General features: G+C 32.8%; 2 protein-coding genes. Both read right to left on the reverse strand.

Features of this window, described 5'->3' with window-relative positions; all coding sequences use genetic code 11:
- A partial coding sequence (locus tag ACRC28_RS16195) for a beta strand repeat-containing protein (RefSeq protein ID WP_438544482.1) occupies window positions 1-2,899 on the reverse strand: 2,899 nt, incomplete at its 3' end.
- A gap of 123 nt (window positions 2,900-3,022) precedes the next feature.
- On the reverse strand, window positions 3,023-17,770 hold the full coding sequence (locus ACRC28_RS16200) for a DUF7507 domain-containing protein (protein ID WP_438544483.1): 14,748 nt from the start codon (window positions 17,768-17,770) through the stop codon (window positions 3,023-3,025).
- Between the last annotated feature and the right edge of the window lie 142 nt (window positions 17,771-17,912).

The following is a 17,912-nucleotide window of genomic DNA, read 5'->3' on the forward strand; positions in this document are numbered from 1 at the left end:
TTAAGCTTGCACTTCCGCCTCCTGGAATTGTAGTACCTGGAACTTGCGTATTTACAAGATTTGAATTTGCATTTCCAGTTTGAGCCGTTCCACCACTTGGCGTATAAGTGAAGCTTGTACTTGAAGTGTTTGGAATTGGGTTTGGTACTGGAATTGTATTTATTGTTACTTTAAAAATAATTGTTGTACTTCCGCCAACAGCTAAGTTACCTACATTTATTCCTGATGATGGGTTACCAGTGTTGGTAGCTCCATTTACAGTTACAGAGTTTGGATTAAATGTTACATTACTAGCTTGAATTGTATCTGTAAATATTACATTTGTTAAAGGTAATGTTCCTGTATTTGTTATAACTGATGTATAAGTTATAACATCTCCAACATTTGCCGTAGTCTTATCTACTGCCTTAACTATACTTGCGCTTCCACTATCTGGAATAGTAGTACCTGGAACTTGCGTATTTACAAGATTTGAATTTGCATTTCCAGTTTGAGCCGTTCCACCACTTGGTGTATAAGTGAAGCTTGTACTTGAAGTATTTGGAATTGGATTTGGTACTGGAATTGTATTTATTGTTACTTTAAATACTATAGTTGTACTTGCACCCACGGCTAAGTTTCCAACATTTATTCCAGCAGATGGAGTTCCTAAATTAGTAGCTCCATTTACAGTTACAGAGTTTGGATTAAATGTTACATTACTAGCTTGAATTGTATCTGTAAATATTACATTTGTTAAAGGTAAGCTACCTGTATTTGTTATAACTGATGTATAAGTTACAACATCTCCAACATTTGCAGTAGTTTTATCTACTGATTTGACAATATTTGCACTTCCACTTCCACCAGATGGAACTGATACAAGTGTATTTACATTATTTGAATTTGAATTCCCGGTCTGTGCTGTTCCTCCATTTGGTGTGTAAGTGAAACTAGAACTTGAAGTATTAGGAATTGGATTTGGAACTGGAATTGTGTTTACAGTTACTCTAAATACAATATTTGCACTAGAGCCAACTGGTATTGTTCCTACATTTATTCCTGTACTTGGATCTCCAGTATTTGAGACACCATTTACTAAAGCCGACCCTGAAACAAAAGTTACACCTGTTGCTTGGATAGTATCTGTAAATACTACATTTGTTAAAGGTAAACTTCCTGTATTTGTTATAACTGATGTATAAGTTAATTGATCTCCAACATTAGCAGTTGCTTTATCAACAGCTTTTATAATACTTGCACTACCTGTTCCTGATGGAACTGATACAAGGGTATTTACATTGTTTGAAATAGTCGTTGAAGTTACTGATGGACTTCCATTTGGTGTATAGGTATATTGAAGACTATTTACATTTGGTATTGGATTTGGACTAGGTGTACTATTAACAGTTACTTTAAATACTACTGTTACAACATCTCCAATAGCCATATTCGGAAGGGTTATTCCTGATGATGGATTTCCAGTATTTGCAGTACCATTTACAGTTGCAGAGTTTGAAACAAAGGTTACACCACTTGCTTGAATTGTATCTGTAAATATTACTGAAGTAAGTGGTAAATTTCCATTATTTCTAATTACAGCAGTATACGTTAATTGATCTCCAACATTAGCATTTGTTTTATCAACTGATTTTGTAATGCTAGCACTTCCTGAAGCTGGTGTCGTTATAGTTGTATTTACTGCATTTGAAAGATTACTACCACTTCCTGATGAAGTTTGGAAGATTCCATTTGCCACATTTACGATTGGATTTGGTGTTGGGATAGTAGTTGCTTGAATTGAGTAGGTTACTGTTGCTACTCCACCTACAGCAAGAGGTGGTGTTATAGCAAATCCTGTTTGTGGATTAAAAGTAGGTTGAGATGTTCCATTTACATTTACTGAACCATTTACAAAGGTTGTTCCATTTGGGATAGTATCCACAAATTGAAGATTTGTATAAGGAAGTGTTCCATTATTAGTTAAAACAACTGTATATGTTATAGTTTCATTTATTGCAGCAGTTGTTTTGTCAGTAATTTTATTTATAGATATACTTCCTGTTCCTCCTGAAGGAGATGTAACGGTTGTGAAAACATTTCCTGTTAATCCAGCACCAGTAACTGTTTGTGTTCCATTATTAAACTGAAAACCTAAGATACCTTGATTAAAAAATGGATTTGGATTTGGAATTGTATCTACTTTTACTCTAAATATAATTGTAGCAACTTGCCCCGAAGTTAGAGTCCCAACATTAATCCCTGTTTGAGGATTAGTATTTTGAGCTGCTCCATTATTAATTGTTGTTGAATTGCTAACATAACTTGTTCCTTGAGGAATTGTATCTGTAATAGTTACATTGTTTATAGTTACTGACCCTATATTTGCAGCTACAAGAGTGTACGTTACCTCATCACCTACAACTGCTGTAGTTTTATCTGTTGATTTTGTTAGAACAGCTCTCCCATTTACATCAGGACCTGGAACTGTTTGTGCTTGTCCTACATTTCCACCTTGGTTTGGAAAAACTCCTCCATTTCCCCATGTATAGTTAATAGTTGCATCATTTTTTACAACTCCTCCTGGAAAAGTTGTTACTAAAACTTTAAATATTACTTGATGACTTGCACCAGGTGCTAAGCCTGAAAGAGTAAGCCCTGCTTGAACATCTCCTGTATTTGGAGTACCATCTACTAAAAGAGTCCCTGGTAAAAGAGTTGTTCCAGTTGGGACTGTATCTTGAAAAGCTATAGGTGAGGTATTTACACCACTACCTGATGGATTTGTTATTGTTATCGTGTATGTTAATGTATCACCAACAACCCCCTGTGCTTTATCAACTACTTTATTCATAGTAAGAGGTCCTGTAGCTTGGGCAATTATATCATTTTCTATATTTATATCATTAAAATTTTCCATAAATCCTCCTCATAAATTACTACTATTAATATTTTATGAAACAATATAAAAAGAGGGATAAAATTCTTTTATATTTTTGTATAAAAAGGAACTGCTACACCGGTTCTGTGTAGCAGCTACTTTTTAGTTATTTATATTAGCTTCTAAATTAAAGGTAATGTTAGTATATAGTTGTCTATCATTTAATTGCTTAAAGGATACATCTTCAATTAAAGCTGCTGCTCTTATTTCAGCACCAAGAGTACTTTCACCTTGTATTACTATAAAGGTACTAAACTTTTTAGTTCTACAAGTATAATGAGCTGATTGTCTTTCTACTAATGCAGTATATTCTACTGTTTCATGAATATATCCATTAACAACTAATTTTTGACCAGTAAGCTTAGAATTTTCAGGTGAACGTCCTATCATAGTATCTATTACATAGTAATTTGTAATTTCAACTTCTGCTTGAACTTCATTAACTTCTTCTATTGGTGGCATATGGCAATCTAGAGTTATTACACCATCTACATTCATTTGTCTAAAGTTCGGACTTTGTCCCACCACAATGTGTTCTGCCATATTCGTTTCTTTAATGCCAATAGATGATTTATCTAAAATTTTATATTCAAACTTACCAAATGCAGCATTTTTAATTTTTCTATCACAACCAACATGAGTTAAAACAACACTATATTTAATAGTAAGTTTTTCACCAGGTTTTAAATTTCCTAAATTAACCCCTGTAGCAAGATTTACAGAATTTATTTTTCTTCCATTTACACTAAAGCTTCCTTCAATATAACTAGTACCATCTGAAATACTATCAAAGAATATTAAATTAAGTGCATCTAATGTTCCTACATTCTCCATAGTTACAGTGTATTCTATAACATCATCAATTTTAGCAAATGAAATATTAGATGATTTACTTACTACAACCTTTGCCTCCTCAACTTTAATAGTAACTTTATTACTATCTATATTATTACCACGAGGTGGCTTATTTGGGTCTGTAATATAGTTGTAGCTTACACTTGAAATATTAGAAATTTCACCACTATCAGGCTTTTTAATAATTGTAGCTTTAAACTTAATAGTTTGAGTTTCACCAACTAAAATTTTTGGAATTTCTATACCAGAGCTAATGTTGTAATTACTATATGATTTTCCATTTATAGTAATAGAACCTTCAATAAACTTAACATATTCTGATAATGCATCTGAAACCTTAACGTTTATAGCTTCAGTATTTCCTGTATTCATAACCTTAATTGTATAATCTATAACTTCACCTACAACTGCTTCAGTATTGCTAGAAGATTTAACAACTTCAATCTTAGGATCTTTTATTATTATATCTTCCTTATTTGAAGGGATTGTTGTAAATACAGGATTACCATTTGGATCTATCTGACTTGCATATCCTAAAATACCTACATTTTCTATAATAGGATTTTTAGGAATAGAAACTACAACTGCTCTAAAGGATACTGTAGCAACACCATTTACGCCAATACTTCCTAAAGAAACTGATGTTTCAGGATTTGCTGATGGTATTGATACACCATTAACTTCAAGAGAACCTTTAACAAAGCTTAGTACTTCGTTTAAGTTATCCTTAAATGTTACATTTGTAGCCATTATATTTCCAGTGTTTTTGATAGTAAATGTGTAAGTTACTGTATCGCCTAAGCTTGCATAAGGATTATCTACTGATTTCTTAAAGTTATCCCCACCAAAATTAACTGAATTTTCTTTTGTAACAACAGTATTTGATACAGAACTACTGCTTACAGGTGGATCATTTGGATTAACAACAAAGTCGTAATTAACAATTGCATTATTACTAATTTTGAAATCAACATTTAACTTATCAACCTTAACCTTAAAGGAAATAACAGAAGTTTGTCCTGGATTCAATACTAATATTCCTATTCCAGTTTGTGGATTTAAAGTAGGTTCAGAGTTACCATTTACAGTGACAGAACCTGGTACAAATGAAGTTCCAGTTGGAATTGTATCTTTTAAAACCACATTATTAGCTTTTATATTTCCAGTATTTTTAAGAATAACTGTATAAGTTAAGATATCATTTATTTCAGCAAATGTTTTATCAACTTGTTTGATAAGCCCTCCATCTATATTGTCTATTCTTGCACCATTTACTGTAACATTTACTTCATTTGAAGTAGTTCCATTTTTAATTGGTGGTTTAGATGGATCGACAGTATATTCATATGAAACAATTCCTTTATTTTTTATAGGATTCGTATCTGGAATTTTTGTAACTAATGCTTTAAAGCTTAGTGTTTTAAATGAACCTGCTTTAATACTACCCATATTAACACCAAGATTTGCATTAGCCCCTTGATCTATAACTCCATCAACTGAAATTGAACCTTTTACAAATTCCATTCCTGTTGGAACTAAATCTGTAACTACAACATTATCAATAGTTACATTTCCTGAATTTTCAACTTTAAAAGTATAAGTTACTGTATCTCCAATTTGAACATATTCCTTATCAGCCTTTTTAATGAATCCACCTGTTGGAGGAAGTGGCTTACCATCAGGACCTATAATTGGTTTTCCACCAGGACCTGTTGGAATTGTACCAGGTATTACAACCCCAGTTCTAACTAGAGTTTGAACAATATTACTATTTTCTTCTTTTGAAACTCCATTTGGATTATCAGGATTTTTAGTGTAAGTGTAGTTAATATTTGCACTATTATTTATAATACCACCTGCTGGTATAGTCGTTGCTATAACCTTAAATGATACTACTGCAATTTTATTAGGTTCTAAAATTCCAACATTAATTCCAAGTGCTGGATTTGCACCAAATACACCATTATTATTTACAAGAACTGAATTAGGAACAAATGTTGTACCAGTTGGAATTGTATCTTTTAATACAATATTATTTGCATTTGTATTTCCTTTATTAGTAAGAGTGATTGTATAAGTTATTTCTTGACCTAAATCTGTAAATTGCTTATCAACACTCTTAACAAGACCACCTGTTTCTTTAGAAATATCTGCAAAACTTACTTTAGTTAATACAGTATTACTAACCACATCTTTTCTAACACCATTTGGTTTATTAGGATCAACAGTATAAGTGTAGCTTGCCTCAGCTGTATTTTTAATAGGATTTTCAGTTGGTATTTTATAAACATTAACCTTATAAGTTATTACTGCCTCTTCTCCTGGGTCTAATGTTCCAATATTAATACCACTAGCTAAATTATCGCCTGCTCTTTGAACACCATTTACTAAAATACTTCCACTTATAAATACAGTAGAATCTGGAACAGTATCTCTAATTATTACATTTTCAACCTTAATATTACCAGTATTCTTAACTTTAATTGTATATGAAAGCTCCTCTCCTATTGAAGCATATGCTTTATCTACAAGTTTAGTTATACCGCCATTGTTAGGGTCAATATTACCACTATTAATAGTTGTTGTAACATTATTACTTGTACTTGTTTTATCAACTTCTTTTTGGCTATTAGGATCAACAACATAGCTATAGTCAATATTTGCATTATTATTTATAACATTAGGATTTGGAATACTATTTACACGAACCTTAAATGTCATAACAACAATTTCACCTGGTGCTATTTTATCTACAAAAACACCACTTTCAGGATTTGCACCAATTTTAACAACACCATTTATAGCTACTGAATTTTCAATAAATGTTGTATTTTGAGGTATAGTATCTCGAAGTGTTACCTTAATTGCATCAGCATTCCCTTTGTTCTGAACTTTAACAGTATAAGTTAAAATGTCATTTAAATCTGCATATGCCTTATCAACTTCTTTAATAATTCCACCATTTTCTGGACTTATATCAGCAGTATTTACCTTAGTCAACACTGTATTACTTGTATTGTCCTTACTGTTGTATTCACTTGTTATAGGATTTACAAGATATCTATAAGCAACATTTGCTTTATTTGGAATTGGATTTGGGTTTGGAATACTAATAACTTTTACTTTATACTGAACTGTTGCTTTTCCACCAATCGGAATTAAACCTAGATTTATTCCGTTTGCAGGATTAGATGCACTTTGAATATTTCCATTTACTAAAACAGAACCATCAATAAACTTAGTTCCATTTGGAATTGTGTCTTTTAAAACAACATCTTCTGCTGCAACATTTCCTTTATTAGTTATAAAGATTGTATAAACAAGCTCATCTCCTATAGATGCATATTCCTTGCTTACTGTTTTTACAAGTCCTCCATTTTCAGGACTAATATTTGCACTATTTATAACTGTAGTTGTTGTATTAGTTTCTTTATTTTCATTTTCACCATTTGGTCTTGCAGGATCTTTAGTGAAAGTATATTGAACATTTCCTTTATTCTTAATAAGATTTGGTGAAAGAACTTTAATAACTTTTACTTTAAATGAAACTATTACAGTTTCATTTGGAGCAACGCTACCTATAAGAACTCCATTTTGTGGATTTTCACCTCTATCTACACCATTTACTCTTAAAGAACCTTCAACAAACTCTGTTCCATCAGGAATTGTATCAAAGAATTTAACATTATTAGCATCTACATTCCCAGTATTAGTAAGCTTAACAGTGAATGTTAAAACATCTCCTAAATCCGCGTACTGCTTATCAACTGATTTAACTAATCCACCATTATTAGGATCTATACTAGCAGAATTTACTTTAGTTAAAACCTCATTAGTTAAAACATCAACTCTTTCACCATTTGGTCTGTTTGGATCCTTTGTAAATGAATAAGCTACATCTGCTTTATTTGGAATTGGATTTACCTTTGGAATAGTAGTTACAGTAACCTTGTAAGTTAAAACAACTGTATTTCCTGGTAAAATATCTGAAACATTAACTCCAAGGCTTGGGTCTGCTCCAACTTGATTTACTCCATTTACAGTAACTGAATTGTTTATAAAGCTAGTTCCATCAGGAATAGTATCATGAATAACAACATTTGTAGCTACCACATTTCCTTTATTCGTTACAGAGATTGTATAAGTTAAATCTTCTCCAACCTTTGCATATCCCTTATCAACTGCTTTAGTTACACTGCCATTATCAGGATTTATATTTGGTGAATTTACTTTTGTTAATACTTCATTACTTGTATTAGTAACATTTGTTTGTACTGGTGCTTGAGGATTTGTAATAAAGCTATAACTTACATTTGCTGTATTTGGAATTGGATTTGGATTTGGCATTTCAGTTATTTTAACTTTATAACTAATTCTTACATTTCCACTTGGTGCTATAGTTCCAACTTGAATTCCATTTTCAGGATTTGCACCACTTATATTTTGTCCATTTACAGTAACTGAACCTGGAATAAATGATGTTCCATTAGGTACTGTATCAAGCATTACAACATTTTCAGCATTAACATTTCCAGTATTTCTAAGGTTTATTGTATAAGTTAATACTTCACCAACATCAGCAAATGCTTTATCAACTGATTTAACAAGACCACCATCATCTTTACCAATATTAGCTGAATTTACTTTTGTTAAAGTAGTATTTGAAGTTTCTCGTCCTTTTTCTCCATTTGGATTGTTAGGATTTGCAGTATAGCTAAAGCTAACCTCTCCTTTATTTGGAATTGGATTTGGATTTGGAATAGAAACTACCTTTACTTTAAATTGAACTTGAACTGCTGCATTTGGCTCAATAACTCCAACTGGTATTCCTTTTTGAGGATTAGAGCCTGTACTAACAACACTATTTATAAGAACAGAATTATCAACAAACTCAGTTCCATTTGGAATAGTATCTATTAAAATTACATTATTAGCATTTACATTTCCTCTATTTCTAAGAGTAACTGTATAAGTGATTACATCTCCCACTTTTGCAAAATCTTTATCGCTTGTCTTTTCAATTCCACCAACTTCTGGTTTTAATATAGCTTCATTCACTTGAGTATAAACAGTATTGCTCACTGCCTTATCATCCTTATACTTGCTAGTAATTGGATCTACTAAATATCTATAATCAACTACACCTTGGTTTGGAATTGGGTTTGGACTTGGCATTTGAGTAACAAGAACTCTAAATACAACAACTACTGTTTGATTTGGTCGTATTGTTCCTATTGATACTCCACTTGCAGGACTTTGATTCGCTTTTGATGCACCATCTACAACTACAGAGTTGCTTACAAAACTAGTTCCATTTGGAATAGTATCATAGAATACAACATTTTCAGCATCAATATTTCCTGAATTTCTTATTTTTACAGTATAAGTTATCTCTTCACCAATAGCTGCAAATTCCTTATCACGACTTTTTACTAAGTCTCCTTTAGTTGGATCAATACTTGCTTCATTAACTTTAGTTGTAACTTCATTAGTGTTTCCAGAACCAGGACCTTTTTCTCCTGTAACTGGATTAACTACAAATTCGTAAGTTATTGTTCCACTATTTTTAATTGGATTTGGTACAGGAATAGTAGTTACAAGAACTTTAAATGTTACTACTTTAGTATCTCCTGGATTTATGCTTCCAACATTAACACCAGTTTGAGGATTTGCATTTGGAATTATTCCACCATCAATAGTAAAGGTGTTTGGAATAAAGCTAGTTCCATTTGGAACTGTATCCTTAAAGATAATATTATCAACCTTAACATTACCAGTATTCTTCATTTTTACAGTATAAGTGATTGTATCACCAACTGCTGCAAATTCTTTATCAGTTTCCTTAGTAAGTCCACCTGTAGTTGGATCAATAATACCTTGATTAACCATAGTTGTAACAGTATTACTTTCGTTAGTTTTATTTACGCTATTTGGATTACTTGGATCTACTGTATAACTGTAATTTACTTCTGCTTTATTTGGAATTGGATTTGGATTTGGTATTTTATTTATTTTAACCTTAAATGTTACAACCGCTGTTCCATTTGGTCTTATAGTTCCAATTGGAATTCCATTTTGAGGATTTACAGATGCAAAAGGTGTTCCATTTACTGTAACTGAGCCTAAAACGAAAGTTGTATCATTTGGAATTACGTCTTTAAGATTTACATTTTCAGCATTAACATTTCCTGTATTTCTTAGATTAACAGTATAAGTTATGATATCCCCAACCTGTGCATATGCCTTATCTACTGATTTAACAAGTCCACCACTCTCTTTATCTATAGTTGCAACATTTACTTGTGTTGTCACAGGATTTGTTGGAACTGTAATAGTTGTTGGTGGCTTAGTTGGATCAATTGTATACGTGTAAGTTAATTCTCCTGTATTTTCCATAGGATTTGGATTTGGTATTTGAGTAACTCTTACATCAAAAGTAATTATTCTAGTTGCACCTGGTGCTAAATTTCCAATATTAAATCCTGACTCTGGGCTTACACCACCTCTATCTATTCCATCAACCTTTACTGTATTAGGAATAAAGCTAACTCCATTTGGAAGTGTATCTTTAAATATTAGATTAGTTGCATCAACAGTTCCTGTATTGGTTGCTCTTATTGTATAAGTTATGATATCCCCAACTTGTGCATAAGACTTACTTCCTTCTTTTACAACTCCAGTTCCAGGTTCTATTGGAACTTTACCTACATTTGTAGTTACAGTATTAGTCTCAGTTCCTTTTGATACATCTGGTCCTGTAGGATCAGGTTTATAAGTGTAATTTATAGTTGCCTTATTTGGAATTGGGTTTGGATTTGGTACTCTATCAACTTTAACTTTAAATATAACTGTAGATGTTGCTCCTGGTGCTATAGGTCCTACACTTATTCCATTTTGTGGGTTATCTGTAGGTCTTGAAGTTCCATTTACTATAACCGAACCTAAAACAAAGCTTGTATCATTTGGAATTATATCTGTTAAAGTTGTTGTATTAGTTGTAATATTACCAGAGTTAGTAAGGTTAATTGTATAGGTTAAAACATCTCCAACTTGTGCGATTGTCTTATCAACTCTCTTAACTGCCCCCGGATTTGCTGTGTTAGTTCCTGGTGTTATGATTGCACTATTAACCTGTGTTGAAACTTGATTACTAGTTAAATTTACATTTTGTTGTGTTCCACCTACTGGTGTATAAGAGTAATTTAAATTTCCTGTATTTAAAACTGGATTTGGATTTGGAAGTCGTCCATCAACAAGTTTTGCTCTATAAGTTAAAACAACACTTTGACCTGGCGCTAAACTACCAACATTAACTCCTACTTCAGGATTTTCACTTGGTCTTGATGAACCATTTACAGTTACAGAATTTTGAACAAAAGTAGTATCTTGAGGAACAACATCTGTAATAACAACATTATTTGCTGTTGAATTTCCAGTATTTGATGCACGCAATGTGTAAGTTATAACTCCACCTACATCTGAAACTGTTTTATCAACTTCTTTTATTAAAGTTGTTATAGGTCTTGTTGTATCTTGTGTTACATTTGTGTTTACAGTATTCGATTCATTAGTTCCTGTTTGTGGAGTTCCACCAGTTGGAGTATAAGTGTAGTTCACACTTCCTTTATTAGGAATTGGATTTGGTGTTGGAATTCCATTTACCTGAACTTTAAATACAAGTACAGTTCTTTGACCAACAGCTAAACTTCCGACATTAACTCCTGTTTGAATATTTCCACCATTAGAAATTCCATTTACAGTAAGACTTCCTGGTACAAATGAAACATTACTAGCTTGAAGAACATCCTTAACAATCACATTGTCTAAAGGTAATGTTCCGTCATTTAAAACATCTAATGTGTAAGTTATTATATCTCCTACAACAGCATTTGTTTTATCAGTTGTTTTAGTTACAGTTGCATTTCCTACACCACCTGGGGTATTTACAACTGTTTGAACTTGATTTGAAGTATTGCTTCCTTGGCCTTGACCACCACTTGGATTTGTATAAGTGTAATTATCTATTGCAGTATTAGGAATTGGATTTGGTACTGGCACTCCATTTACTGTTACTCTATAAGTTAACAGAACAGATTGTCCAATTGCTAAGTTTCCTACATTTACACCACTTTGAATATTTCCAGCATTTGGTGAACCATTTACTGAAAGACTTCCTGGTACAAATGAAACATTACTAGCTTGAATAGTATCTGTCACAATTAGATTTGTAAGATCTAAATTTCCTGTATTTGTTACAGTTATACCATAATTTAAAGTATCACCAATATTTGCAGTTGTTTTATCCACTGATTTTACAATAGTTGTATTTGGGTTTCCGGATGGATTATTAACCTGTGTTGTAACATTGTTAGAATCTTTATTGTTAGTTACAGATGAACCACCAGTTGGTGTATAAGTGTATCCCACATTACTTTTATTTGGTATTGGATTTGGTATTGGCAGACTATTTATTTTTACTTTAAATACAACAATAGCACTTGCCCCTACAGCTAAATTTCCTATATTTATTCCACTACTTGGATTTCCAGCATTAGCTACACCATTCACAGTTACAGAACCTGGAACAAAAGTTATTCCATTTGCTTCAAGAGCATCTGTAAATGTAACATTTGTAAGTGGAAGTGTTCCTGTATTTTGAATTGTTGAAGTATAAGTTATTTCATCTCCAATATTTGCAGTTGCTTTATCTACTGCCTTTATAATAGAGGCATCTCCTCCCCCACTACTTCCTTGAACATTTGTATTTACTTGATTTGAAGTTGATGTTCCTGGAGTTGGGCTTCCACCTGGTCTTGTATAAATATAACCTGCTCCTGCTGTATTTGGAATTGGATTTGGTGTTGGAGTTCCGTTTATTTTAACCTGATAAGTTAAAATAGCCGTTGCACCAATAGCTAGATTTCCAATGTTAACACCACTTTGAATATCTCCAGTATTAGCAGCTCCATTTACAGTTAAGGAACCAGGAATTATTGAAATATTATTAGCTTGAAGTGTATCTGTAACTATTACATTAGTTAAATCAAGTGTTCCTGTATTAGTTGCTGTTACTGCGTAAGTTAAAGTGTCTCCAATATTTGCAGTTGTTTTATCAACTGTTTTTACTAAAGTAAGCTCTGGATTTCCACTTGGAGTATTTACTGTAGTATTTACTATATTTGAATCCTTATTTCCAGTTTGAGGTGTTCCACCATTTGGTGTATAAGTGTACCCAACATTGCTCTTATTAGGAATTGGATTTGGTGTTGGAATTGCATTTACTCGTGCTCTAAATACAACTGTAACAGATTGCCCAACAGCTAAGTTTCCTACATTTACACCTGAACTTGGATTACTTGCATTAGCTGCACCATTTACTGTTAAGGATCCTTGAACAAAACTTACATTTGAAGCTTCAATAGCATCTGTAAATATAACATTTGTAAGTGGTAATGTTCCTGTATTTCTTATAACAGATGTATAGGTAATCTCATCACCAACATTTACTACCGTTTTATCTACTGCTTTTGTAATAGAGGCATCTCCTGTTCCCGATGGAGTATTAACCTGCGTATTTACAGTATTTGAATCCTTGTTTGCTGTTTGTTGCTGTCCTGTAACAAGTAAAAAGTCAAACTTTCCATTTGCTGCATTTGGAATTGGATTTGGTACTGGTACTCCATTCACTTTAACTTTATAAACAACTACAACAGTTTGAAGTGGTGTTAGCCTTCCTACATTTATTCCATTGCTTGGATCTCCTGAATTAGCAGCACCATTTACTGTAACAGAACCCGGAATAAAGGTAACGTTACTAGCTTGAATAGTATCTGTAACTATCACATTAAATACATCCACATCACCAATATTAGAAACTGTAATCGCATAAGTTAGTTCATCATCAACATTCGCTACTGTTTTATCTACTGATTTTACAATACTAATATCAGCTTTATCTGCTGGAACTAAAACCTCTGTTGTTACTGTATTGGAATCTTTATTTCCATTTGTAGGAGTTCCACCATTTGGAGTATAAGTGTATGCTATATTACTTTTATTTGGAATCGGATTTGGTACTGGAATTGCATCAATTGAAACTTTAAATGTAACTGTATGAACACCACCTACTGGTAAATCTGAAAGTGATATTCCTGATATTGGATTTCCTGATGGATTAGCTGCACCATCAACAGTTACGGAACCTGGTACAAAAGTTATTTTTGAAGCTTCAAGTCCATCTGTAAATATTAAATTTGTAAGAGTTAATGTTCCTGTATTTCTTATAACTGATGTATAAGTAATTACATCGCCAACAGCTGCAAATGCTTTATCCACTGCCTTTGTAATTGTGGCATCTCCTGTTCCACTACTTCCTACCTGAGTTGTAACAAGGTTTGTAGTTCCCCCACCAGGTTGAAGTGGGCTTGTAGGATCTGGCCTGAATCCAAATGATACAACTCCTACGTTAGGAATTGGATTTGGATTTGGAGTAGATGTTACCGTAACTTTAAATGTAACTATCTTCTGGAATCCACCATTTATTGTTCCTAAGTCTATACCATCTTGTGGACTACCACTTCTAGGAACCCCATTTACTTCAACAGAGTTTGGTACAAACGTAGTTCCATTTGGAATTGTATCTTTTAAAATAATTCCTTCTAATGGTACTGAACTTGGATTATTTACGGAAATTGTATAAGTTATCGTATCTCCAATTTGAGCATTAGTTTTATCTACTTGTTTTATTAACTCTGCTCGTACATTTACGACTTCAGTTAAAACTGTATTAGATGTTAATGCTCCTGTATTTGCATTAGGATTAGCTTGATTTGTTGTATAGGTATAAGTTATATCCGCTGTATTTGGAATCGGATTTGGATTTGGTGTTGTCGTTATTAATACAACAAATTGGACAACTGCAGTTCCTCCAACTGGTATAGAATCTAACGAAAATCCTGCTTGAGGGTTAGCAGCAGCATTTGCAATACCATTTACAACCACACTACCACTTACAAAGCTTGTTCCATTTGGAATTGTATCTTTAAATACTACATTATTTAAATCAACTGTTCCTGTATTTTTTATTCTTACTGAATAAGTTATAGATTCGCCAACAACTGCTTTAGTTTTATTATTTACTTTTTCAATAGTTGCACTTGGTCTTGGAATATTAACATTTGTATTAACTTGATTCGATGTTCCAGAGGTAGGTTTAGTAGCACCTGTTACATCTATATAATTAGCTGTTCCAACTGCAACATTTGGAATTGGATTCGGAATTGGAACTTGAGTGATTTTAACTTTAAATGTTATAACAGCAAGACCATCTTGTGGAAGAACTGGAATGTTAACACCAGCTTGAATATCTCCTCCTGGCACCGGAGTAAAATTAAGTTCTACGCTTCCTGGTACAAGAGTTGTTCCATTTGGTATTGTATCTTTTACAATAATATTAGTTAAATTTACATTTCCATCATTTTTTACGCCAATAGTATAGGTTAGTATATCACCAACATTCGCCTGTGTTTGGCTAACTTCTTTATTTATATTTAAAACTGGGTTTATTCCTTCAAATACATTTGTATTAACAATATTACTTATAACACTGCCTTCAAGTGGTGATTGTCCAGGTCCTGGTGCAAAGTTATATATAACTTCTGATGTATTTGGAATTGGGTTTGGATTTGGTACTGTTGTTACTCTAACTTTAAATTCAACTGTTATTTTATTTCCAACAGGCAATGTCCCAACATTAATTCCAGTTTGTACATCTCCAATAACATCTACTCCATTTACTTTTGTTGTATTTGGAAGTAATGTAACTCCATTTGGAAGAGTATCTCTAAAAACAACATTTGTAAGTGGGATATTTCCTGTATTTGTAAATGTTGTTGTATAGGTAATAATTTCATCAACTGCAGCTTGAGTCTTATCTACAGCTTTTATAACTTGAAGCCCTGGTGTTGCATTTGCAATATTTGTATTCACTGTGTTTGTTCCAGTTGTACCTGGAATAGTAGCATTATTAGCACCTGCATAATTATAATCAACATATCCTGTATTTGGAATTGGATTAGGGTTTGGTAATGTATCAATTCTCACATTCCATTTTATAGTTACCCTATCACCTACCGCAAGTTGACTAAGATTTACACCTGTTTGAGGACTTTCCCCCGGTCTTGATGTATTATCAACAAGAACAGAACCTGGAACAAAACTAGTTCCATTTGGTGTTGTATCTCTAAATATCACATTGTTAAGTTGAACATTTCCAGTATTAACAAAATCAACTGTATAAAGAATCGTATCTCCTACAACAGCGGATGTTTTGTCAACAGCTTTTATAGCTTCAACTGATGGATTAGGTGCTTGTTCAACAAGGGTATTTACAGTATTACTTCCTGCACTTCCACTTGATGATGGAAGGTCTGGTGCAGGTTTATACTGAAAATCTACTAATGCTTGGTTTGGTATAGGATTTGGTGTTGGTAATTTATTTATTTTAACTTTAAACGTTACAGTATGAACCCCATTTACTGGTAAATCTGGAATGCTAAATCCTGGAGGAGTTGGAATTGCAGATGTATTCTGTGCACCATCAACAGTAACTGTACCTGGTACAAAACTTGTATCATTTGGTATTGAATCTTTAAAAATAACATTTGTAGCTGTAGTTGTTCCTGTATTTTTAACTACAACTGTATAGGTTATTGTGTCACCTACATTTGCATTTTGTTTGTCTACTTGTTTATTAACTTGAATTTTTGGTGCATTTACATCTATTTGTAATGCTAGAAGATGTAATGCATATTCATCTGTTTCAGAGATAATTCTAACTACAGCTGACCTTTGAGCATTTGGAAGTGCACCAAGTCCTGAAAGATTAGTTATATCCCATGTATTTCTATTTATCGCACCAACAGCACTTCCAGTTGGATTTTGATTTATTGTACCAAATGTACCTGTTGTATCTAAATTTCCACTATCATCATTTATTTGAGCTGCTAAAAAATTTCCTATTCTATTGTTTGGGCCTTGTAGCTCTGTTAATACTCCTGTATTAGGTCCAAAATAAACTCTATCTCCAGTTCCAAGTGTTCTTCCAGAAGTTCCAAACTGTGGATCTCCTTCCATACCAGATAAAAGGATTCTTGCATTAACAGTTCCAGCTTCTGGAGTTACAAATCCTGAAATATTTATATCTCTAGGTCCTTTTATTTCTCCTGGAATTATTGCTGTATTACTAGTTCCATTAGAATAATTAATAGATGCAACTCCATCAGAACCAACTGCATCTATTCCTAAGAATAAAGTTAAATTTCTAACTGGAAGAGATGGTAATTCATACATTACAACTAAGTCCCAACCAGCACATCTCATAAGACCTGGTCCAAATGGAACAATATTTGCAACAACTCCACCACATTCATATTGTCCTGCTCCAAATTGCCTTACAATATCTGTAACATCTTGTGATCTTACATAATAAACTTGATCTCCTCCACTATAAGGAAACCTTACACCATTAACAGTTGCAACAACATGTCCAACTGTTGCTGTACCAGCTGTAGTAGGATCTGGTGAAACATTAAAAATCCTTCCTCCTGGTGTTTTAAATCTAACTGGTGTATTAATTTGACTATCTAAATTAACAGGACTTGTAGTATTACTACCATTCCCTCTAGTTGCACCACCCCATACAAGTTCTGCATGTCTAATAATTGCACCTTGAGGCAATCTTAATAATGCCATTGAACTATTTTCACCCCAATTGCTAGTTGAGCCAGCAGGGTATCCAGATACTCTTTTTGAAGTATCTGTGGTTACAAATGCGCCCATATCATTACCTGTGTAGGTAAATGTCGTTGAGAACAAAGCACCAGGTCCTACAAATGTATAAGGGTAATTTCTATCTGTCAATCCAAGCGTATTACCTGTTAAAGTGATCGCACCTGGAATTGTTAAGCTTTTTCTCAATAAAAAGGATGTTGCCATAAAATCTCTCCTTTAAAATTATTATCTCACTTATACAATTTATGTTTTTAATATCCATATGTTGTTACAACTTTTAGAAAAACTCTTATTTGTTCAAATTTTTAAATTAAATTTGTATATCTTTTCTTTTTTCTATTTACCT

Source organism: Clostridium sp. (assembly GCF_051650885.1).
Lineage (GTDB): Bacteria > Bacillota > Clostridia > Clostridiales > Clostridiaceae > Clostridium.